Source organism: Paenibacillus shirakamiensis, from assembly GCF_017874255.1.
GTDB lineage: Bacteria > Bacillota > Bacilli > Paenibacillales > Paenibacillaceae > Fontibacillus > Fontibacillus shirakamiensis.
In genome coordinates, this window is sequence record NZ_JAGGLD010000001.1 from 1,127,727 (window position 1) to 1,150,853 (window position 23,127).

Genomic DNA, 23,127 nt, shown 5'->3' on the forward strand with positions numbered 1-23,127 from the left:
ATCTCTGATTTTATTGTTACAAACTATGATTTAAAATACATAAACAAATATAAATTACAATTAATTTACAATTAATTACTTTATTTTACAAGTTAAATAATGTATTATATTTATTGTTAGTAAAAAAAAAAATAGGGAGATGTTTAATAGTGAAAAGTTATCAAAAATTAGCAGTTTCTGGATTTTGTACTATTGCTATGCTCTTATCCCCAATGCAAGCCGCTTTCGCTGATGAGGCCATTACTAGCACTAATCACTCCACAGCTCAGGAAGTTCAGTCTTCAAATACGAAGGTATCGCCACGAGGATTAATTTATGGAACAGTCGGAGATCCTACAACGGATATCTATTTTAATGGGGTTGTCACGGTTAATGTTACTGCTCCTAGTGGTGGCGATTTTGTAGTTTATGCTATCACACCAGGTGGTTCTTATAACTATTTAAATACAATAAAAGGCTCAGGTTCTTTAAGAACACAACTATATGGATATCACAAAATTTATGTTACCTCGAGTTTCTCAGGAACCTTTACCGTTAATTATTAATAACTATTACTTTTTTAATGGAACTATCTTACTAGAGAATTAATTTCTGACTAAATAATAACTATATTCTTCGATAGAGGACTGTAATCGGTATTCATCCGGAGACAGTCCTTTATTCTTCTGGTCTCGAATCATTATTTAGTCATTTATACGCAAATCTATAAATCATGTCTTAAATTGAATTTATCTAGATTAATCGATCAGACATAAAGTTATAATTTCTTTCTAATCGCAATTCACTTTAGCCTTTGTTTAAACAATGAATTAAGTATTCTTAATCCTAGTTATCATTATGAAACTTCACATCAGCAGTTAATAGAGTCGAATATAGTCGTTTTTGAGTAAATATAAGGTAATTAACTTATATTTATAGACAAAAAAGGGAAATATATGTAATATATAACCTAAGAGAATCGGCCGATCCTCTAATATCCTGAAAACGGAGTGTGAAATCATTGAAATTCAATCTACTAAAATTCCCAGTTGTCATCGCAGCCACAGCAACTCTCCTATCAAGTGCACTAAATCCTGTTTTTGCAGAATCCACATCCATACCTACAACAGACAAGTTTGAGAAATACCGGAACGCAATTATTCAAGATGAGATCGCATTTTCTCAGGGTAATACCAAGACTCTGGGTATGAAGAGTGTAGATCTTGAAAATCGAATTGAAACACTTGAAAATGCGGAGATAGTTGAGCTCACATTTAATACCAGCGGAGTACTTGTTGATGCAGATAGCTCTAAAGATGGCAAGGTGGTAAAGCGTTTTGTTCACGATAACATTTCAGAACCAATTAAATCAGATTTGCAAAAACCTAAAGTTAATGGATTAAATATATCTCCACTCAGCACAATCACGAATCCAACTACTGTGCCCTCAGGAGCAAGTACTGGAGCTTTTCATCGAATTCAGACTCCAGCAAGCAAAAGTTTAGCAAATTCATATACGGGTGTAGTTGCCGATTCGATCACCCTGCCTACTTATGATGTTACGGCAGCTCTCGATACAACTGATGGCAAAAAAACTGAAGCCGCTTATTTGTATACAGGCATTGATCCTAGTATTGCCGAAGTAGGTCTTGTAGCTACTAGACAACTTACATTCGGTATGACACCAGGCTGGTATCCAATATTTCATGCTAGAGCAGCTCATCAAGTAGGAAGTGGAGACACTAACGGGCAAGATAATACTAAAGAAGTATATTATGATAGTAAACATCGTTATGATAATGGGGCTACTATCAGTAATTATAAAGTTTACTATAAATACGATGAAGCTACGTTAAGTGTAAGATATATCATTGGTTCACAAATCTATCAGGTTAACTTTCCAGGAACAACATCAACAGGAAAATCAGTTAAGCGTCTAACTACTATTGCAATGAATGGTGTAACGAATAATTTACAAAAGTTTAGAGTTCCTTTTCAAACTGCAGCCGTATGGAGTAATATGAGATTTTTATACAATAATGGAAATGCAGTTAAATATCCTAGTGAAATTGCAGATTTAGATACAGATACTTGGGATCACGGCGGTAAAATAGATTATGTAAAATCAGGAAATGTCGAAAGTATTCTAATTAACTAGAATATTAGTATCATATAAAAAATGCTAGATGATTCTTATCTAGCATTTTTTATATCATTAAACACTGAAATTTCAATTCAATAATTATTGAGTTGTTTATAAGGTTTAGTTTAAGTGTTTTTAGTACACATATCGAGCTTCTCAACATAAAAGATAAATTAAAAAAAGAATCTATAGAGCCCACAAAAAGACCGTTTTCTCTGGAAAACGGTCTTAAAGTCTTCTTAACTATAATTAGGTTTCCGGCATGGTTATCCTTCTTGCAAAATCTACAAACTGGAATTTGTCTAACCGATGTCTCGACTCGGTGTATTGAAAGAGAGTCGTATCATCCAAATGAACATATCCACGAACCACAACCACATGAGTATCCTCCCCAAGATCCATATACTGACGATCGATCTCTGTAGTCCTCTCCACGCATATGACTTTCTCCGCATAACTAATGTTCAGATGAAGATGCTCTTCTAGATATTGATAAATAGAATCTGCTGCAATAGCTAGGGTCATGTCCACCACGACATCCGCAAGCAAATAATCGATATCTAGTATAATCCGTTCCCCTTCAATTTCCCGAGCACGAACAATCTTCCACACCAAGTGATCCGGGGTAATCTGCAATTCCTTAGCGATATCGCTCCCTGCCGATATACACTCCGTTACATACACGAGAGTACGATTGTGTTTGCCTAACTGTGCAGCAAGCTCTTTATAGCTAACCAAGCCAGATATAGGGAACTTCATTCTACCTTTGTCTAGCACAAATGATCCTTTGCCTCTTACCTTGTTGATATAACCATTTTGTGCGAGCAGATTCAGTCCCTTGCGTACCGTTTCTCTGGTAGTCTGATAGGTGTCCGCAAGCTCATTCTCCGACGGGAGTTTGCTCCCTGGCTTAAGAGTTCCCGTGTCAATTTGTTCCTTGTAGTCTTTGTAAAGTGTCAAAAATATATTGTTTGTCATCGCTTATCACCATCAATAGTGTACCATGTTTTATACCATTAATTTAAGAGGTTGGGGTAAGGACCTTAGAATGATCTAGGGTGACCTCTAGTATTGGACTTGTGCCCTGAATCGCTTCCCCAGCATACTCTTTAACATCCACAATAGCTTCTTGACCATCTGGAATAAGAATCGGTGTAATTACGGACAGTCCTGCTTGTTCAATACGTTCTTTATCGAATTCAAGCAACAGCTGACCTTTGGTAATCTTTGACCCACTCTCTACGTGAGCGGTAAAGCCTTCTCCTTTCAGAGATACCGTGTTCACTCCTACATGGATTAAAATCTGAATTCCATTCGTACCCGCAAGGATAAGCGCATGTTTGCTCTTCTTAATGAGGTGCTCTACCGTACCGTCAAATGGCGCATATACTTTTCCTTCAGAAGGAAGAATTGCAATCCCTTGCCCCATCTGTTTTTCCGAGAAAGCAGGATCAGGTACTTCAGATAAAGGTACGATTTGTCCATGGATCGGAGCCACAATAGTTACGGAAGAATGATCCGAATGCAGAGTTTTTTCAGATTGTGTATCGACTGTATCTAGACTTTTTGCGGTTGGAGTGGATTGTACCTTGTCACTCACTACTGAATTCTTACTACCTTCGACCTTTGTACCATGTCTAGACAACTGGAGCCTACCATACAACAGCGTTGCGGTAAAAGGAATCACTAGTACAATAGCCATACCTATGAAGAAAATTCCCCATTGGTTCGGGAAGATGGACAAAAATCCAGGAATACCCCCTACTCCGATGGAAGAAGCCAGCACGTTATTTACTGCTAGCAAGACTCCTGCTATTCCGGAACCTACCATAGCAAAAATAAAAGGATACTTGTGGCGTATATTCACACCGAAAATAGCTGGCTCCGTTACACCTAAGAAAGCGGAGATGGAAGAAGTTGCGGCTAAACCTTTTGCTTTTTGCTCTTTTAAAATAAACATCATCGCTAGGGCTGCTGCGCCTTGAGCAATATTAGATAAAGCTAACATCGGCCACAGGAATGTCCCCCCCTTGCTTCCGATTAATTGAATATCCACAGCAAGGAACGTGTGATGCATACCAGTTATGACCAGTAAAGCATATAATCCGCCATAGATTAGACCACCAATTGCTGAATAAGAGTTAAAGATGCTAACTAGGCCGGTTGTAAGCAAATTACCAATAGCGAAAGTAATAGGGCCGACCACGGTAAATGCTAGGAAACCCGTAACCAGCAAGGCAACAGGCGCCACGACAAGTAATTTAATAGAGTCATGTACCCGTTTGTCGAGGAATTTCTCGATCTTAGCTAAAATAAATGCTGACACAAGTACGGGTAAGACTTGACCTTGGTAACCAATTTTCTCGACACTAAATCCGAATAAATTCCATACAGGAACGGTACCAGCTAGCTTTGCATCTGCGTATTGATAAGCACTAAGCAGACTCGGATTCACGAGAATCAGACCTAGAACAATCCCGAGTAACGGGTTACCCCCGAACTTCTTAGCCGCAGACCAACCGATTAAGACCGGTAGGAAAGTAAAGGCTGTACTGGCAATCAAGTTGATGATCGAAGCCACATCTGCCCACTGTTTGTGTACATCAATAAGTGATTGTCCATCATAGAAAATGCCCGGGCCCGTTAAAATGTTGTTGATCCCAAGCAAGAGACCCGCCATAACAATAGCTGGCAGAATCGGAATGAATATATCAGCGAGTGTCTTGATCGCCCGTTGAAGCGGATTTTGCTTTTTACTTGCAAGCGTTTTTACATCATCCTTAGAAGCTCGGTCTCCCCCGGTAATGGCAATCATTTCGTCATATACTTGATCGACAATGCCTGGTCCGATAACGACTTGGAATTGACCTTGCGAAGAGAACTGCCCTTTCACGAGGTTATTGTTATCCAGCGCTTCGGCATCCACTTTGCCTTCATCCGCAAGGGCGAACCTTAACCGTGTTACACAATGCGTAGCAGCTTCGATATTGTCTTTGCCTCCGACAGCTTCAATGATCCGCTCTACGTCTTTGCGATCTATTTTCGCCATAGCCATACACTCCTATTTATTCGTATTATGAAATTAAGATTGGATTAACCACATATAAGAACCGTATGGTTGCATTGCAATGAGAGGAGATAATTCCGGTACTTCCTCCGTATTTGCTAACAGGAGTTCTGCTGACGCATTCCTCATAAGATCCTGAATCCACTCTTCTGGAAGTGTGAATTCCACCTTATTTTTGCTGAAATTCGAGATGACGACAAGGGACTGCTGACCATTGCTTCTTGCATAGGCATAGACCTCTGGATGGCCTCCATCAAGTCGCGTGTATTTTCCATTAATAAACACCGGGATGTTCTTACGTAATTCAATTAATTTCCGGTAATGATGATATATCGAGTTAGGATCTTCCACTTGGGATTGTGCATTAATGATAGGATATCTTTCATCGATCTTGATCCATGGCGTACCCGTAGTAAATCCAGCTTGATCGCTGTCATTCCACAGCATAGGAAGGCGTGAATTATCTCTGGAGCGAACATGTACTATGTGGGCAGCTTCATCGGGCGTTTTTCCTTTTTGCAAAAGAATCTCATACATATTTAGCGACTCGATATCTCGGAATTCGCTCATATCATTCCATTTCGGGTCTGGCATGCCGATTTCTTCACCTTGATAGATATAAGGCGTGCCTTGCAATCCATGGAGTGTAGTAGCTAGCAGCTTTGCACTCTCGTTGCGATACTCCTCGTCATCTGTGAACCGAGATAAAGCTCTGGGTTGATCATGGTTATTCCAGAATAATGCATTCCAGCCGCCTCCCTCCTGCATGCCTGTTTGCCATGTAGAAAGTATCGATTTTAGTTCTTCGAAATCGTAGGGCTTAAGCTCCCATTTCTGCCCGTTTGGATAATCGACCTTCAGATGATGGAAATTGAATGTCATTGAAAACTCCTGCTGGGCAGGACTCGAATAACGAATACATTCTTCAAGCGTAGTGGAAGACATTTCTCCCACTGTAACCATGTGATACTGACTGAATACGTTTTCATTTAATTCTTTAATATACTCATGCACACGAGGGCCATCGGTATAATACTTCCGTCCATCCCCTGGAGCCACAGAGCCGTCGTCATTCGGGAAATTAGGATCTTTGGAGATCAAATTAATGACATCCATCCGAAATCCACTTACGCCCTTCTTAGTCCAAAACTTGAGCAACTCTATAACCTCTTGTCTGACCTTCTCGTTCTCCCAGTTGAGATCCGCTTGGGTCTTATCAAATAAAGTTAAGTAATATTGCTGAGTTTCTTCTTCTAGCTGCCAAGCAGGGCCTCCGAATTTGGATTGCCAATTGTTAGGGGGGCCTCCATCTTCTGCAGGGTCTTTCCAAATATAATAATTTCGGTAGGGATTATTACGGGAAGACTTCGCCTCTTGGAACCAACGATGTTCCGTAGAGGAATGGTTGACTACAATATCCAGCATAAGATGCATATTTCTTTTTTTCAGTTCTCGAATGAGTTCATCTAGATCTTCCATCGTCCCGTAAGCTGGATCAATGTTGTAATAATCGGCAACATCGTAACCGTTATCCTGCTGCGGAGACACATATACGGGCTGAAGCCACACAATGTCGATTCCCAGACCCTTTATATAATCAATCTTCTCGGTAACCCCACGTATATCACCGGTTCCACGCCCTGTTGTATCATTGAAGCTCTTCGGGTAGACCTGATATACGGCAGATTGTCTCCACCAGTCTTGAGGTTGATTCTCGTTCGGCTTCATTTGCAATGTGAACCCAACCTTTCCGTCATCTTGTATATACATGTTGTTCTTACCCTAAATCATAGTCTTGTATATACAGGTTGTCAATCATATATGTATAAGTACCCTAATCCAGCATAAATGGAACCATTTCCCTCTAAAAGATTGCCCCAAGAAATGAAGAGAAAAGAAAAAACCGTACTCTCTGCACTAGAGAATACGGTTATATCGAAGATGCTGGTAGGTGTGGATTCTTCTATTCCTTGTCCACTTTATAAGCAAAACTGCTACCCTCTCGTAAGCCCGGAACAGCTAGGTTCACTTGCCCATACCCTGTAACTGGAGCGTATATGCCATCTTTGTTAGGCTCTACATAAGTGCTAAACCACTCGCCAAGACGGTTACGAAGATTATCTACTATGACTTCACAATCTGTATCATCGATCTTATTGATCTCTTCATCAGGATCATCCTTCAAATGATACAATTCATGAGGACCATAAGGATAACGATGCACATATTTCCATTCTTTTGTACGAATCATCCGAACTGGGCCATACTCGTCGAATATGACGACATCATCCCGAAAGCAATCTGCTTCGCCTCTTAGTAATCCAGCAAAACTTTTACCAGGCAATCGCTCTTCATTCGGATAATGAATGCCCGCATACTCTAGCAGAGTAGGAAAAATATCATATTGGCTAATCAGTTCCTCACAAATCGTTCCAGAAGGAATCACCCCAGGATAGCTAAATATAGCGGGCACCTTAATGGAAGTATCGAACATGTTCAGCGGGAAGGTTCCGTTGCCTTTGCCCCATACCCCATGATGCCCCATGTTCATTCCGTTATCACTCATAACAATAATAAGCGTATTCTTCCTCATATCCTTCTCTTCAAGCTCGGCCATGAGTTGACCAATTCCGTCATCCATTGCTGTAATGGAAGCATAGTACCCTCGAAGTAGTTCTTTCCGACGTTCCCCCTCTCCATAAGGAGCTGTTGGAATTTGGTTCGGATGTATCGGAAGTTCAGGTACGGAATGAAACAGACAATTGTCATACATCGAAATATATTTCTCGGGATGATCGGATCGGTCCCATGGCGAGTGAGGTGCCGTATAATGAACGCTTAAATAGAAGGGTCGATCTCCCTGCGAGAATTCATTTATGCAATGTATCGCATTTTCTGTAATGAGATTCGTTACATATTCCTCTTTAAAATCTACATTCCCATTCTCTACGATATCGGGCTGCATATAATGACACCCCCCTCGGGCAATCGTGTACCAGTGGGTGAATCCTTGATGCGGCTTGAGACTATTCCCAAGGTGCCATTTACCACTCAGCGCACATACATAACCCGCTTCAGCAAGAAGCTGAGGATAAGTAGTCTGCCCTTCCAAATAATCGATAGCCTTGTGTTCTTCCTTGAAAAGCGGATGATCCTTAAATGCTGGCTCAAGTTTCTCTTTATTCATATTCCCTGAACGAATCCAGTCATGAACTCCGTGTTGAGACGGAATTTTCCCACTTAAAATGGAAGCTCTTGCCGGAGAGCACACGGGAGATGTGCAGTAAAAGTTGTCACACCAGACCCCATCCTCGGCAAGCTTGTCCATATTCGGCGTTAGAACTTCATGATTTCCTGCGGCTCCAAGCGCCCACATACCCAAATCGTCGGCCAATATAAACAATATATTCGGCTGTTTTGTCATTGTCATCTGATCCTTATCCTAATTTTTAGTGATCGTAAAATCATCACCATAGCCTTTTGCACTCCCTGAAGGTTTGTAGATGTATACGACTGCAGTGGAATTGCTAGAACCTGTAGTAAAAGTAATGGTCGCCTTGGTATAGCTTGAATTGGAAACTACGGAATATTGCTCGGCACCCCCATAATTCTTCACACCCATTCGTACAGGCTGGCTGACATCGGCTGTCTTGACGTAACCTGTAAATGTGTACGTAGAATTAGGCTCCAAATACACCAGTTGCTCCGCAGATCCAGGTCCCCCTGACAGTTGAACTGCATATCCTCCGCTATTAGAGCTGCCACTTACTACGGATGCTGTATTCCAATTGGACCAAGGGGTTAACGTTGCTTGTTCAAAGCCTCCATTAATCATCAGATTCGCCGGACCACTAACACCGGCTCCATTATAAGCTCCACGATTAGGTGTTGAAGTGGAAGATACTCCGTTTCCGTAGTAATCTTTGCCACCATTGTTAGCAATAACGGCACCTGATCCGATTGAGGAGGAGCCTGAGACTAATTTGTAGCCATCTACCGCATTTCTACTTTGACCGCTGCCTGCATCTGCAAGTAATGGATTGGAAGTTAATTTGTTGGCATCCGCAGGTTCTCCTGAAGAATGAACGCCAGCTATCGTATTATAGTTAAATGTAAAATTCCCTATCTTAGAAAGATCTTGCCAATTCCCTGCGCCTTGAAGCATCCAAATGTTATTCATGAACGAAATAGATTTGGTATATCCATCCCAACTGTTCACATAGATAGGGCTAGTTGTGCTTCCTTGTGGAAGATAGATCGTATTGTTATAGACTTGGGTGTTCGTAGTTGGTCCCGCTAATTGAAATACCCTTGCTTTATCATTTTGACTGATGTTGTATCGCACAATGCCGCTATCATTTTTTGCACTGCCCGATTGACAGATAAGGATAAAACCACCGTCGTTATCATGGCTATAGTTATACTGTACGAGGGTACCCGTTTGACCGTAGTCCACATCAAAACCCTGTCCGTCCTGTGTACTGTGGCCATTGAATGATTCGTTATATTGTATGACAGTATTGTCTGCATTCCATGCCCAAATGCCAGCATTCGGGCTACCTGATCTCATGTTAAATCCATTGACCGTATTATACTGAACGACAGCACCTTGCGTACCCATCGGAACGATGCCATCCCCACCTACATCGGTGACGTAATTGTTAGAGATCATCACATTAGAACTTGGATACCAGTTATTCGTTCCGCCACAACCGCTATCTGGGCGACACCAATAATCCGTATTGATATCGATTCCTGTCCGATCGACTCTAGGCCCTACCGTGTTACCATCGATTAGGATGTCTTGATAGTTCGATTTTACTTTTCCAGCAATGGTCCGTACTTTGATTCCTGAGCTACCATTACCGTCCTTCACGTTATTGCCAGCAACATCATGGATGTTATTCCCTACTAGATGGATGTGCTTGAGTGTCCCCGCATCCTCATTCACCACATAGATGCCGTTACGTCTGGAGCTTGTTCCATTGCTGTTGGTAATTTCGAGATTGTTAATATCCCAATACTGTTGATTGTATAAATATACGGTGGCTTCATTACCATTTCCATTAATTAAGGGTAAATTTCCTGTTCCGTAATTGTCCATAACAATCGGTGCACTGGCTGTCCCACTACCCTTTGGAGAGAGGGTTCCTGTCCAGCTTCCTCCGCGCTTTAATAATATTTTATCTCCGGGCTGAGCAGTCAGTGCATTAATTTTGGCTAAAGATTTCCAAGCTGTGTTCGCTTCTGTCCCAGCGTTGGCATCATTTCCACTAACCGAATCCATATAATAAGTGGCTGCTGAAGCCGTTACGGCAGACAGAGCCGCTCCCGACAACATTAAAAACATAGTAAGACCCAAACTACGTATCAGTGTAGTAATCATTCATCATTCGCTCCTTCATGGTGTAATAAACTTTAGAGATTCGCTTGGTTTTGTACATTTGCCTTTTTCACTTGCTGCTCCAGAAAAGATGCAAAGCATGCATCGGTATATCTCTGAATCACCTCCTCTCGGATCTCAGCCAATGACTTATATCCTCCTGGTTGACGAGCTGTAATCATGACTAGAGCGTAACTTTCTGGTTCTTCAATAACTTGACTGATCTTTCCTACAGGTAATTCATTCACACGATCGTAAAATTCACTGCGATACTTTGAGATTTCTTTATAGTTGTCTTCCTGAATGGTCTCCACTTTAGCGATACCCTTTTTACTTTCAAGTTGCTGAAAAAGATCAGTGAAAGCTTTGCTCGAATTAGCTTTTTGCTGATAGTCGTACATATTCTGCTTCGCTTGCTTACCCATAGATTTAGGCTGGATGATGGTATACATCTGTATCGTGTCTTGCTTTTTCGCTAACGCCTCGCGTTGCTGATTGTAATAATCTACTAGTTGTTGTTCATTAATGTTCATATTTTGCTTAGACCAAGTGGATTGGAGCGCATTCATCATGACAGAGTTGCGATAATCATAGAATGCTAATTTAGAATACTGTGTGGGACCATAGATGGGTTCCTTGTTCTTGATTGCATTTGCTCTTCTCTCATTCTCTTGATTAAATTCAGCTAAAAATGCTGCATACGAACTGTCTTGTAACAGGCCGTATTGAACGGCAATCTGCTCTGCTACCTTTAATTTCACAAGCTGATCTAGAACCTTCTGATTCGCAGTACCACCTGAATTGGGTACGATCCTTTCAGTCAATTGCTTAATCAGACTGAATTCCTCTTGCTCAACAGGGATACCATTAACGGAAGCTACAATGTGGCTAGTATCGTTATGAGCGTTATGTTCATTCTTTGATATAGGTTGTACAGCTCTTTTTTGTTTTGAAGCTTCAACGAATGTAAACGTGGATACGACGATAAAAATAACGAATATACTTAGCAGTAGATATTTTCTTGTCATAAAAGTCTCCCTCATAAATATTAAGCGCTTTCAATTTGTAGTGTAGAGAAACAATATGAAAATTACTTTTATTCAAGAAATCCATATTCTTGTAGCAACAAGAATATGGATTCTTTTTTACATTGATTACTTTTACAATGCTAAAAACAACTATGAATTAATTCAATGTACCTTCAAGAATCATGACCCCACGGCCCGCTATGCTAAGCTCACTAGTTATCGTCTGGCCCGTCAATATATCGTGGCGTGGCTCATCATTCCATGGAATAGTCATGTTGTCATGATTATGGTTCAACACGAACAAATAAGATGTATTTCCCTTTACTCGTTCACTAACTTCCACCCCAGAAGGCGTGTTCAGTAGAGGCTTAATCCCCTGTTCCGTACATAATTGCTTAAGTAATCCTTGAAGAAAGACGTCATTTGGACTACTAGCTACATAGTACGCTTGTCCTTTACCAAAATAATTACGGGTCAAGGCAGGTGTTCCGCGGTAGAAATCAGCGCCATATTCAGCAAGCACTTCTGCATGTTCCGCGTGGATGATATCGCACAATATGCCGCATGGATAGCTTCCTTGAAGACTTCCAAGCTCTTGCGTGAATACAATGGAATTCGTCTGGCCCGGATACAGGGCATCGATCTCCTCAGCCCAAATACCGAGTACGTTCCGCAGTTCCCCCGGATATCCGCCAAGTGTAACCAGATCATGTTCATTCACGATGCCACTGAAAAATGTGGTTACAAATGTACCTCCACGTGCCACGAATGACTCTATACGTTTTGCAAACCCTGGCTTCAACATGTACATAACTGGAGCAATGACTAGATCGTAAGCATCCAAACTCTCTTCCACGCTGATCATATCTGTTCCCATATTAAGCTGATACAGTGCATCATAATATTTGTGGACCTCATCCACATAGTTCAAGGCCACACTCGGTCCGCTCGATAGTTCTACCGCCCAACGATTCTCCCAGTCGAACATGATCGCAACCCGGTTTCTGGAACGAGAATCTATTAACGCATTTCCTACTTGCTGTAGTTCTTTGCCGAGCGCTGCAGTTTCCCGAAAAACGCGAGTATGTTCATGCCCTACGTGCTCTATTACCGCACCATGATACTTTTCGCAAGCGCCTATGGAACGCCGTAGTTGGAAGAACATCACAGTGTCAGCTCCGTGAGCCACAGCTTGATAACTCCATAATCGCATCACACCCGGACGTTTGAGCGCATTATACGCCTGCCAATTCTGCTGGCTAGGAGTCTGCTCCATAAGCATGAAGGGTTGCCCGCTTTTCAGACCCCGCATTAAGTCATGGGTCATAGAGGTCATACTTACTGGCATATCCATAGTAGGATAGTTGTCCCAGGAAATAACATCCATATACTTGGCCCACTTAAAATAATCCAGCTCTGGGTAGGTTCCCATCATATTCGTTGTAATGGGTATATTCGGCGTAACCTTTTTCAACTGCTCATATTCAAGTTGGTAACATGCAAGCAAGCTGTCCGACTGAAAACGACGATAATCTAGGGAGATGCCCTGGAAGTACGTCTGATTGCCACCCCACTCTTCACTAAGTTCGTTAGGTACTACAATCTCATCCCATGCATAGAAAGTATGGCCCCAAAATGCAGTGTTCCAGGCCGTGTTAAGCTTCTCCAGTGTGCCGTATCGCTGCTCCAGCCACACTCTGAACTCCGCCTCACATCGATCACAATAGCAATAGCCACCATATTCATTAGCAATATGCCAAGCAGCAAGCATTGGATGATCCTTATAACGCTCAGCAAGCTTAGCTGCCATCATTACTGAATATGTGCGATACGTCGGACTGTTCGGGCAGGAGTTGTGCCTCCCCCCGAATTTGCGTTGTCTCCCTTGATAATCCACGCGAAGAATATCTGGGTATTTCTTGGCCATCCAAGCGGGATGAGCCCCTGTACTAGTAGCTAGACACACCCGCATATGGTCTTGCTCAAGACGGTTCATGATTGAATCCAGCCAAGAAAAGTCAAATGTATGTTCATCTCGCTGTGACTTCGCCCAAGAGAATACATTAATGGTAACGACATCTATACCTGCAAGTCTGAACATGCGCAGATCTTCTTCCATTGTGGCTGCGTCCCATTGCTCTGGATTGTAATCTCCGCCATACCAAATTTTTGGCAAATCTTCACTTAGCATGCATCTTTCCTCCCCACAAAGTGATCTCAATTCTGGTTGGTATTAACCTTTAATTCCTGACATGGCGATCCCTTGAACAAAATACTTTTGCAGTACTGCAAAAATGAAAATGGGAACAACGACAATTAGGCATGCTCCTGCCATTTGCAGAGCGTAGTTCTTGCCGGCTTCCAGTTGGAAATACTCCAAACCTACAGTAACTAGCTGCTTTTGGATGTCATTAATGAAAATAAAGGGACTAATAAAATCATTCCATGTCCAAATGAAGGTGAACAATCCCATTGTAATTAAGGCAGGTACAGCTAACGGCAAAATAATTTTGAAATAAATTCCAAAATGAGAGGCTCCATCAATCAAGGCAGATTCTGTTAGATCTTTTGGAATACCCATAAAAAATTGACGAAGTAAGAAGATGAAAAATACATCAAATGCAGCAGGAAGAATAATAACCCAATGGGTATTAATCAGTCCCAGATACTTATAGAGCATGAATTTGGCTACAATCGTCGTATCCGCCGGAATCATCATGGCGCTAATTAGGAATAAGAACAAAATGTTTTTACCTGGGAAGGTAAGTCTTGCAAAAGCATACGCCGCCATAGTAACTAGCAGGCCTCGAATGACCACAGTCAGTACAACGGTACTGAACGAATTCCAATACCACTGGAAATAATATTTATGGTGAAAAATGGTCTCATAATTCAGCGTATAGATGTGGTCAGGTATGATTTTCATCGGATTAATAAATACATCAGCTGGTGCTTTTAAGGAAGCAGAAATCATGAACACAAACGGAACTACCATGATTAAGCCAATCAGCAGCATCATGACATTGAACAGACTTTTTCTTAGTAATGTACCCATCGCTTCTGTCCTTTCCATTGAATAATCGTGATGACAAGTACAATAACAAATAATATTATGGCTTGTGCGGATGCATAGCTGTAATGATTCAAGGTGAAGGCCTCTTCATAGATATTCAGAGAAATGACTCGTGATGAAGTACCGGGCCCCCCGTTCGTCAACATTCTGACAGATGCATAGTTTTGGAACGAGTTAATAATGCTTGTGATGACCAAAAAGAAAGTAGTAGGTGAGATCACCGGAAGTGTAATGGACCACAATCTTCTCCAACGCCCCGCCCCATCGATGTCAGCGGCCTCATATAGATCTTTGTTGACACCCTGTATCGCAGCTAGAAATACTATCGTCTGAAAAGCCAAGCTCTGCCATACATTCACGCCGGCAATGGTAGGTAGCACAGTCTTCATGCCGCTTAACCAGAGCGGAGGTTCAAAGCCTAGACTTTGGATAATCTGATTCACGGGTCCACCAAAAGGATCTAGCAATATGGACCACACAATAGATACGGCCACTACATTAGCTACATAGGGCATCAGAATTAGAGTACGTGTAAATCCTCGTAGAGCAAAAGTTCGATTGAGCAACTTGGCCAAAATAAAAGAAAAAATAATTAGACCCGGTACGTAGAACAACGTATAAAGAAAACTTTTCACAAAAGCATTCAACGCGATTGGATCATGGAATACCCGTACGTAGTTATCCAGCCCAACGAACTTCACCATACTGAGCGGCTTGAAAGAGTTGTAATTCATAAGGCTAATGATTACGGAATACACCATAGGGATCACGTTAAATATAAGGAATCCGATTATAAAAGGAAGGACGAAGACTAAGGCGGCTCCCGTCTCCCGATAGGCAAGTTGAGAAACTCTTGATAATAGACTAGACTTAGCTGTCTTTGCATTTCGGTTCATGTTGATAGCTCCTTATGAAGGATGAAGGACTCCTAGGCTTATCGCCATCGGAATCCTTCTCTAGAATGAAATTTACTTTCCGCCGGCATCCTTAATCGCTTGGTCCGCACGCTTTTTGATAGATTGAATCGTATCATCTAATGATTTTTGCCCTACCAGATACAGATCGGCCTCTTGCAATATAATGTTGCTGTACTCTGTAGATCCAGGACCTGTAATTTTCTCATCTACAAAGCCAAGATCGTTAGAGATCAATGCTTTATTCAGTTCTTCCGCAGATATTTCTCCGCCTAATTCATCTGATGTTTTCTGGAATAGCTTATTGATATCTTCTTTGCTAAGATCAACACGGGCTGGAAGATTCCCATTATATTTGTAACTATTCTCAGCCATCCATTTAACATAGGTGTATGCATCTTCAGCATGTTCAGCATTTTTGTTAATTCCGTAACCCGCTACAATGCCGAAATTGTTATTGCCTTTGCCGTCCGCAGGTACAGGTAGTTGGGTGATGCCCACTTTCCAGTCTCTTGGATAAGTTGTCTTATCTTTGAACTGATTGGTGTACCAAGTCCCGATAAAGTGCATGCCGTAACTGCCTGACATGAAACCGTCCCATGAGAGCTTCTTGGATTTGAACTCTAACCAGCTAGGTTGAATTTTCTCTACGTTGCCCAGATCTCCGAAAAATTTCAGTGCCTCTTTGAATGCCGGATCGTCATAATTAGAGGTTCCGTCTGCTTTATAACCGCTTACATTATGTTGTCTGGCTAACATGTACATATAATTATCGTAATCCAACATATAAGATCCGTAGATGCCTTTAGCTGAATTCGTTAATTTCTTTGCTGTCGCGATATAATCATTCCATGTCCAGTTGCCTGAAGGATAAGGGACGCCGGCATCATCAAAAATTTTCTTGTTATAGTATACGGCCCATTTGCCCGCTTGGTCAGGTAACACATAGGTTTTTCCATCGGCAAACTTCGGTAAATAATCACCATAGATTTTTTTAGCATCATAATTTTCCTTCTTCATCAGATCATCTAATGAATACAACCAGCCGTTAGACCCATACTTATCAATTAAAATAGGGTTGGTCAGGCGAATAACATCTGTTTTTTCCCCGGAAATCATATCCACATCAATTTTCTTGTAGACTTCTATTCCGTCGCCCGGTACTACATTCATTTCAACTTTAATTCCAGTCGCTTTAGTGAAATCTTCATTTTTCTTCTTCACTTCAACACTTTCTGCTCGCTTTGCATCTTCGTATACCGTTACGACTCTTTCCTTTTTCTTGCCCTGCTCTGAAGAATCTGTAGATGCCGAATCAGACTTGGAACCGTTCCCACAAGCCGTAACTAACAACATCGATGCCAGGAGAACAACAAATGCACTTTTCTTTTTCTGTGGACCCACAATAACCCCTCCGTGTCGTTATAATCATGTTCTCCTCAAATTATAAGGAGTACCCAGGCTTGTTAACATGCACATCCTAAAGATCTAATGTCATTATTTAAGTTCTACATTTATTTGTTTTTGTTGGCTGCCGAACAGGATACACATTTTAATGATTTCATGTACATATTTACGATATGAACTCTTGTAGGTCAGATATTAATGACTCAAAAAACTCCCATCAAAAAACGCAGCCGGATATTATCCCCAGCCGCGTTCTATTACAAAGTGGTATCGGTCTTATACTGGACTGGAGAACAGCCCACTATCTTCTTGAACACTCTACTGAAATAATGCTCATTTTCATATCCGACTTTGTGACCCACTTCATAAATTTTCAATTCGGTTGTCCGCAGTAATATTTTGGACTGTTCAATGCGAAGGTGGGTCACATAGTCAATAAAGTTTCGCCCTGTTTCTTTTTTGAACAAGTTGCTTAAGTAAGAGGGCGAAAGCTGTAAATACTCCGCAACGGACTCCAGTGTCACACTGTTTGAGTAATTACGCTGGATAAAACGCATGGCTGATTGAATGAGCCGGGAACCATCGGAGAGAGTTCCCATTCCTTTTACCCATGTCTCTTGTACCTTTTCCAGCCACTTAATCATGTCACTCTTAGAGCTCCAATGATCCATCCCCTTGAGGTGATTGTCCATCCAAGCCGATGCCTCCTCACCCCACCGAGATGACAAAAGAAATACAATCGGTGCACAATACACCTTCAGACTCTCCAGCGAATAACCATTCATATTAGCTAATAAATACCGAAGGTTATCCATAACTTTAATAACATGGTTATCTTCATGTCGCTGGAGATACAGCTCCAAATTGCGTATTTCTTTGGCAATATCTGTCGCCTCTGAAGTAGCACTCAGAGAGTTAATCTCTCGATATAAGAAGGTCGTCCCTTCAGAATGCGCATATCGCAAGCTTAAAGTCTCCATTGCTTGTCTATAGCTTTGCTTGATATTCATAAAATGGTGAACGGGCTCACTTATGGCGATACAGACAGAAAAATTCAGATATTTTTTAAGAGCATATTTTATTGTTTCGGCCAGCTGACAAGCTTGTCTCAATGTCTCTTCTATTCCTTGATGTGGGGGAGCAAAATATAACATCAAAAATTCCTTTGGATGCATGGATACAGAGTAGCACTGATTATGACCTGAAGAAATTTCATGTAATATATTCAGAATTGCATAATTCAGCAGGTGAATTTCGTCATTTCCGTATTTCTCATAGATCTCCATACCATCTGTCTGAAATACCAGAGATAACTTAAGACCTTCAAATAGTTCAAGTTCAGCTTCCTTTGTTCTTTGCAGATATTCGGGTTCTGTATGAATCCAGCCGTAGGCTAGATCTTTGAATAGCTTTTCTCTTAATAGGTCAATCTCCTTGTTCCTCAGTCTATCATGCTGTGCGATCTGCTTCTTTTGAATGCCTTCATGGTCCAATTTCTCCGCAATTTTCTTCAATTGATCTAACAGTTTATCCGGTTCCATCTGTAATTTAATGAAATAGTCTTCTGCACCATTCTTCAAGGCTTCTCTAACATAGTCAAAATCATCGAAAGAACTAAGTACAATAAACTTGATGTCTGGATAATGCTGTCGAACATTAGAGATTAACTCAATTCCGTTCATTACTGGCATTTTGATATCAGTGATGACGATATCTACGGGATTCACCATCAGCTTGTCATAGGCCTTTTTCCCATTCTCCGCTTCCCCAACTACAGTAAATCCATTCTCTTCCCAACGAATTAAGGATTTGATTCCTACTCTGGCTAACATCTCGTCATCGACAATCATGACCTTATACATGAATTACTTCACCTCGCTTTGTTCCTGCAATGATGTATTGGTTAAAGTAACGGGTATAATCATTTCAACCTCAGTGAACTTGTTCTGTTCACTTCGAATAGTAAAAGTACTTTCTTCCCCATAAGTCAGCTTCAATCTTTCTTTTACATTGGACATCCCGATTCCGCCTCCGGGTAAAGGATGGTCCATACGCCTTTGAAGTTCCTCTAATGCACTTTGGGACATCCCGACCCCATTATCTCGAACTCGTATAATAAGTTGATCTTCCCGATGCTTCATTGAGACGATAATTTCTCCATCTGGTTCTTCCTTCGGCTCAATGCCGTGAAAGATTGCATTCTCAACAATAGGTTGCAAAATGAATTTTACACAGGGCATGCCAAGTAGTTCATCATCAACATCGTATTTCACATCAAAATGGTTATTATATCGGATTTTCTGAATATACACGTAATCTTTCAAATTTGATATTTCTTCTTCAACTCTTATAAAAGGCTCATCATGTTTGATGGTATTTTTCAGCAATCTTCCAAGAACTTCAACAACTTCTCGAATATTATCTGATTTCTGGATAATGGCCATCCAGCGAATCGTATTCAGCGTATTGTATAGAAAATGTGGATTGATCTGTGCTTGAAGCGCTTTGTACTCCGCATTTTTCTTCTTCTCTTGCGCCTCTAGATTAGAATGAAATAATTCCTGAATTCGTCTTATCATGAAATTAAAATGTTTATTCATAATCCCTACTTCATCGGGACGTTCTATATCTACCCGCACCGTCAAATCTCCATCCTGAACCTTTTTCATAGAGTTCGTTAATGTTCGGATCGGGCGTACGATTTGTGAGGACACAAACAACCAGATTACTGACGTGATAACAAACGAAATGAGAAAAATACCTACCGTATTTCGAAAGATTTTATCGGTACCTTGGTTGAGTGAGGAATAGGGAATCGTCTCAATCACTCTCCAGTCATACTTCGCAATGGGTACTTGTGCTAACATCAGCTGTTCCTTTGTATTCCCATCCGTTGTGAGGTACCCCTTGTCATGTTGTTCTCGGATACGTTCTATACCGGGAAAGGGTTCATTCAGGAGTTTGTTATCCGAATCAAATACGATATGATCCCGATTATCAACAATGTATAGTCTACCACCTTCGGACAACTTCATATTTTTGAGCAAGCCTGTAAAATATGACTCTCTAAAGGTTAGATAGAGCGTGCCCATGATGGAATCGTTCTTCTCCCCTTTGATCGCTCGTCCAAGTGCGATAACGCTTTCATTTTGTACCCGATAATTAGCGATGTTTTTATGAATGCCCAGCCACATCACTTGACCTTTCATTTTGTTCACTTCACTAAACCACGGTTGTTCTTTAATGCGGTCGATGTCCAGACTAGTAGCATCCTCTCCATATAGAAGATTCCTGTCATTTCGTCCGATGACAACTAGTGAAGAAACATAGGCAAAAATATTCGTATTAATCGAATAGGTTTCAAGCTGCTCATCTACACGTTTCATATCATAGTAGAAATCGAGATCATTTTTGTAAGAAGTCATCAAAATATTACGAATGACGGGATTAACATTAATGAATTTCGATATCTGCTCCCACTGTCCTAATTCCCTGTCAATATTCTCACCTATGAAGCTAAGATTCGTCAAAAAAGATTCACTTAATTTCTCTTCAAGTATATTCACCGAGATACGATAAGACATATAGCTAATTAATGTAGTTGGAAGAATTAACACTAGTAAGAAGGAAAGAATGATTTTGTTTTTAATACTCTTTTTAATCAATTTATGCACAAACCTTCTTTTCAAAATTTTGTAGTGGCAATACTTTATCCCTTCCAAGGATAAAGAGATTTTCTATAGGCGTTCGGAGTCATGCATTCACGCTTACGAAACGTATAGATGAAATAGCTGAGATCTTCGAAGCCAACACGTTCGGCAATCTCTGCCAGAGAAAGCATAGATGTACCAAGGAATACTTTGGCCTTTTCCATCCGAACTTCCAAAATGTACTGATGCGGTGACATCAACATATATCGGCGAAACAGCTCACGCATATGACCTTCACTTAAACAGACAGCCGCGGCTAAATCTTTCGAGCTTAGATCGCTAGCATAATGTTCGCGAATATATGTGCACATTTCTCTTACTCTTTTGTCAGAGATCGGGGAAGGTGTAGACATAGATGGACGAGTAAGCTGAATGAACATGGACAGACATAATTTGGTCTTAGCCTCTAACCATAAGGCACATTCAATATCACTTGCGGATAGTACGAGCCTAGGCTCACTTCTTCTGTAATAGACTTTCGCAAGTTCTAACCACACTTTCTTTAATTCCTTAGTGGTGGGACCTTCTTCTGCAAGTACTACTACGGGAACACCAAATAAATCGCACCACTCCATCCCCCCTATCAATGCTTGAATTCCCATAGAGACGTAGGTAATCGGTTCTATTTCACCATCAAGATGGGTGGTTGTAACCTTCTGATTGGATGGCAAAATAACGATGCATCCGGGCTTAACAACGTATTCTTGATCTCCTATGTAAAGCGTTCTATTCCCTTTGAGAATATACCAGATTGTTGTCACAGGAATAAGGTATTGATGGAAATTCCATTCTTTATCTCGCTTCCACTCATATACAAAGTACAAGGATATATCATATTCTTCCGTGGCGGTATGGTGGATTTGATCATAACTCATAGAGGTCACCTTCTTCGCTAATCTGACGATATCTTTGTTTTTTTATATTATATCTTTGATTAATTACTAATAAAAAATAGGGTTATTCATTATATTTATTCATAGATTACAATCATCACCTTTGCAAATTCATATTACAAGGAGTGCAGCGGATGTCAGTAACAAAGGATCAACCGAATGTCATCGTATTTTTCACGGATCAACAGCGCATGGACACGACGGGTGTTCATGGGAATCCTTTAGGTTTGACACCTCATTTCGATCGTATAGCCAGAGAAGGAACACATCTCTATAACACGTTCACCTGCCAACCCGTGTGTGGGCCGGCGCGTTCTTGTCTCCAGACCGGTATGTATGCCACTACGACAGGCTGCTATCGCAATGAAATTCCACTTCCACCCGATCGCCGTACACTAGCACATTATTTCAATGAGGCTGGCTATCAGACTGGGTATATTGGCAAATGGCATCTAGCTGAACATGAACCTGTTCCACCTGAAGAACGTGGTGGATACGATTATTGGCTTGCTGCTAATTTGCTTGAACTCTCTTCAGACGCGTATAGTACAGTCCTCTATGACAATGCATGTAATGAAGTAAAGTTGCCTGGATATCGAGTTGATGCACAGACCGATGCCGCTATACGTTATATTGATCGTCATCAGGAACAACCCTTTTTCTTATTTCTGTCCTACATCGAGCCTCATCATCAGAATCATACCGATAACTATCCGGCTCCTGATGGGTATGAGGACATGTTCACAGATCGCTGGACTCCACCGGATCTAAAAGCATTAGGAGGTTCACATGCTCAGCATCTAGGAGGATATTATGGTATGGTAAAACGCTTGGATGAAGCGCTCGGTAGATTGTTAGATGCCTTAAAGAGCCTTGATCTGACAGAGAACACCATTATCTTATTCACGTCAGATCACGGGAATCATTTCAAGACCCGCAATGGTGAATACAAGCGTACAGCTCATGACAGTTCCATCCGGATCCCTGCGGCCCTATATGGCCCTGGGTTTATGCAAGGCGGACAGATCCGTGAGATGGTTAGCTTACTAGACTTCACACCGACATTATTAGATGCAGCCGGGATTCAAGTTCCAGCCGAAATGCAAGGACACTCGCTCATGCCTCTTGTTCAAAGGGCCCCTACGCAATGGCCTGACGAAATATTTTTGCAAATTAGTGAATCGCAGGTTGGAAGAGCGATCCGAACAAAGCGTTGGAAATATAGCGTAACCGCGCCTAGTTTGGACGGTTGGAATGCGCCTAGCTCAACACATTATGTAGAGACCATGCTATACGATCTTCAAGCGGACCCTTATGAGCTCACGAATCTGGCTGGAATTGAATCGTATCGAGAAATTGCCGATGAGCTTAAGCTGAGACTTATCACTCGCATGATTGAAGCAGGAGAAGAAGCTCCCATCATAGATTCTGCCGAGCCCAGGTCTGCGGGACAGCGAAGAGTGTCTATTGAAGAACTGCGATTAAAATTATAGTTGCATGATCATTCTATATTTAGTTCTATATGGCTAT

16 protein-coding genes are annotated in these 23,127 nt (G+C 41.3%); 3 read left to right on the forward strand and 13 right to left on the reverse strand.

Annotated elements, in window-relative coordinates:
* The first annotated feature begins 149 nt into the window (after positions 1-149).
* Together J2Z69_RS05290 and J2Z69_RS05295 are read left to right on the forward strand one after the other, a co-directional pair.
* The gene (locus tag J2Z69_RS05290; RefSeq protein WP_209859808.1) at positions 150-545 is read left to right on the forward strand and encodes a hypothetical protein; all 396 of its coding nucleotides are present in this window, start codon (positions 150-152) and stop codon (positions 543-545) included.
* A 446-nt stretch (positions 546-991) separates the two neighbouring features.
* Positions 992-2,137, forward strand: a complete 1,146-nt coding sequence (locus J2Z69_RS05295; RefSeq protein ID WP_209859810.1) for a hypothetical protein — start codon at positions 992-994, stop codon at positions 2,135-2,137.
* 234 nt (positions 2,138-2,371) lie between these two features.
* Here J2Z69_RS05295 and treR read toward each other — a convergent pair whose 3' ends face one another.
* The 13 genes from treR to J2Z69_RS05360 form a co-directional block, all read right to left on the reverse strand.
* A complete protein-coding gene (gene treR / locus J2Z69_RS05300) occupies positions 2,372-3,100 on the reverse strand; it encodes a trehalose operon repressor (RefSeq protein ID WP_209859811.1) in 729 nt (242 codons plus the stop codon).
* A 43-nt stretch (positions 3,101-3,143) separates the two neighbouring features.
* Positions 3,144-5,171 (reverse strand): PTS system trehalose-specific EIIBC component, encoded by a 2,028-nt coding sequence (treP, locus tag J2Z69_RS05305; RefSeq protein WP_209859813.1) that lies wholly within the window; start codon positions 5,169-5,171, stop codon positions 3,144-3,146.
* Positions 5,172-5,204: 33 nt separating this feature from the next.
* Complete coding sequence (gene treC / locus J2Z69_RS05310; RefSeq protein WP_425354976.1) at positions 5,205-6,959, reverse strand: alpha,alpha-phosphotrehalase; 1,755 nt, start codon at positions 6,957-6,959, stop codon at positions 5,205-5,207.
* A 193-nt stretch (positions 6,960-7,152) separates the two neighbouring features.
* Positions 7,153-8,619, reverse strand: a complete 1,467-nt coding sequence (locus tag J2Z69_RS05315) for a sulfatase family protein (protein ID WP_209859815.1) — start codon at positions 8,617-8,619, stop codon at positions 7,153-7,155.
* A gap of 12 nt (positions 8,620-8,631) precedes the next feature.
* The gene (locus J2Z69_RS05320; RefSeq protein WP_209859817.1) at positions 8,632-10,575 is read right to left on the reverse strand and encodes a carbohydrate binding domain-containing protein; all 1,944 of its coding nucleotides are present in this window, start codon (positions 10,573-10,575) and stop codon (positions 8,632-8,634) included.
* Positions 10,576-10,607: 32 nt separating this feature from the next.
* Complete coding sequence (locus J2Z69_RS05325) at positions 10,608-11,600, reverse strand: peptidyl-prolyl cis-trans isomerase (RefSeq protein WP_209859818.1); 993 nt, start codon at positions 11,598-11,600, stop codon at positions 10,608-10,610.
* A gap of 157 nt (positions 11,601-11,757) precedes the next feature.
* Positions 11,758-13,791 carry a beta-galactosidase gene (locus tag J2Z69_RS05330; RefSeq protein WP_209859820.1) on the reverse strand — a complete coding sequence of 678 codons (2,034 nt, stop codon included), beginning with the start codon at positions 13,789-13,791 and terminating at the stop codon, positions 11,758-11,760.
* A 42-nt stretch (positions 13,792-13,833) separates the two neighbouring features.
* Positions 13,834-14,655, reverse strand: coding sequence for a carbohydrate ABC transporter permease (locus J2Z69_RS05335; protein WP_209859822.1), 822 nt, complete (start codon positions 14,653-14,655; stop codon positions 13,834-13,836).
* The gene (locus tag J2Z69_RS05340) at positions 14,640-15,569 is read right to left on the reverse strand and encodes a carbohydrate ABC transporter permease (protein WP_209859824.1); all 930 of its coding nucleotides are present in this window, start codon (positions 15,567-15,569) and stop codon (positions 14,640-14,642) included. Before J2Z69_RS05340 ends, J2Z69_RS05335 begins: the two co-directional genes overlap by 16 nt.
* A 72-nt stretch (positions 15,570-15,641) precedes the next feature.
* Entirely contained in the window at positions 15,642-16,991 is a 1,350-nt protein-coding gene (locus J2Z69_RS05345; RefSeq protein ID WP_209859826.1) for an ABC transporter substrate-binding protein, read from the reverse strand.
* 260 nt (positions 16,992-17,251) lie between these two features.
* Positions 17,252-18,856 (reverse strand): response regulator, encoded by a 1,605-nt coding sequence (locus J2Z69_RS05350; RefSeq protein WP_209859828.1) that lies wholly within the window; start codon positions 18,854-18,856, stop codon positions 17,252-17,254.
* 3 nt (positions 18,857-18,859) lie between these two features.
* Positions 18,860-20,683, reverse strand: coding sequence for a sensor histidine kinase (locus tag J2Z69_RS05355; RefSeq protein ID WP_209859830.1), 1,824 nt, complete (start codon positions 20,681-20,683; stop codon positions 18,860-18,862).
* A gap of 20 nt (positions 20,684-20,703) precedes the next feature.
* Positions 20,704-21,579: an AraC family transcriptional regulator gene (locus J2Z69_RS05360; protein ID WP_209859832.1), complete on the reverse strand. Its 876-nt coding sequence runs from the start codon at positions 21,577-21,579 to the stop codon at positions 20,704-20,706.
* A gap of 152 nt (positions 21,580-21,731) precedes the next feature.
* On the opposite strand from J2Z69_RS05360, the gene J2Z69_RS05365 reads away from it, so the two are divergent.
* Positions 21,732-23,090: a sulfatase family protein gene (locus tag J2Z69_RS05365; protein WP_209859834.1), complete on the forward strand. Its 1,359-nt coding sequence runs from the start codon at positions 21,732-21,734 to the stop codon at positions 23,088-23,090.
* The last annotated feature ends 37 nt before the right edge of the window (positions 23,091-23,127 follow it).

Coding starts and splice junctions, on each gene's coding strand:
- treR (WP_209859811.1), bottom strand. CDS start 3,100: ATGACAAACAATATATTTTTGACACTTTACAAAGACTACAAGGAACAA.
- treP (WP_209859813.1), bottom strand. CDS start 5,171: ATGGCGAAAATAGATCGCAAAGACGTAGAGCGGATCATTGAAGCTGTC.
- treC (WP_425354976.1), bottom strand. CDS start 6,959: ATGTATATACAAGATGACGGAAAGGTTGGGTTCACATTGCAAATGAAG.
- J2Z69_RS05315 (WP_209859815.1), bottom strand. CDS start 8,619: ATGACAATGACAAAACAGCCGAATATATTGTTTATATTGGCCGACGAT.
- J2Z69_RS05320 (WP_209859817.1), bottom strand. CDS start 10,575: ATGATTACTACACTGATACGTAGTTTGGGTCTTACTATGTTTTTAATG.
- J2Z69_RS05325 (WP_209859818.1), bottom strand. CDS start 11,600: ATGACAAGAAAATATCTACTGCTAAGTATATTCGTTATTTTTATCGTC.
- J2Z69_RS05330 (WP_209859820.1), bottom strand. CDS start 13,791: ATGCTAAGTGAAGATTTGCCAAAAATTTGGTATGGCGGAGATTACAAT.
- J2Z69_RS05335 (WP_209859822.1), bottom strand. CDS start 14,655: ATGGGTACATTACTAAGAAAAAGTCTGTTCAATGTCATGATGCTGCTG.
- J2Z69_RS05340 (WP_209859824.1), bottom strand. CDS start 15,569: ATGAACCGAAATGCAAAGACAGCTAAGTCTAGTCTATTATCAAGAGTT.
- J2Z69_RS05350 (WP_209859828.1), bottom strand. CDS start 18,856: ATGTATAAGGTCATGATTGTCGATGACGAGATGTTAGCCAGAGTAGGA.
- J2Z69_RS05360 (WP_209859832.1), bottom strand. CDS start 21,579: ATGAGTTATGATCAAATCCACCATACCGCCACGGAAGAATATGATATA.
- J2Z69_RS05365 (WP_209859834.1), top strand. CDS start 21,732: ATGTCAGTAACAAAGGATCAACCGAATGTCATCGTATTTTTCACGGAT.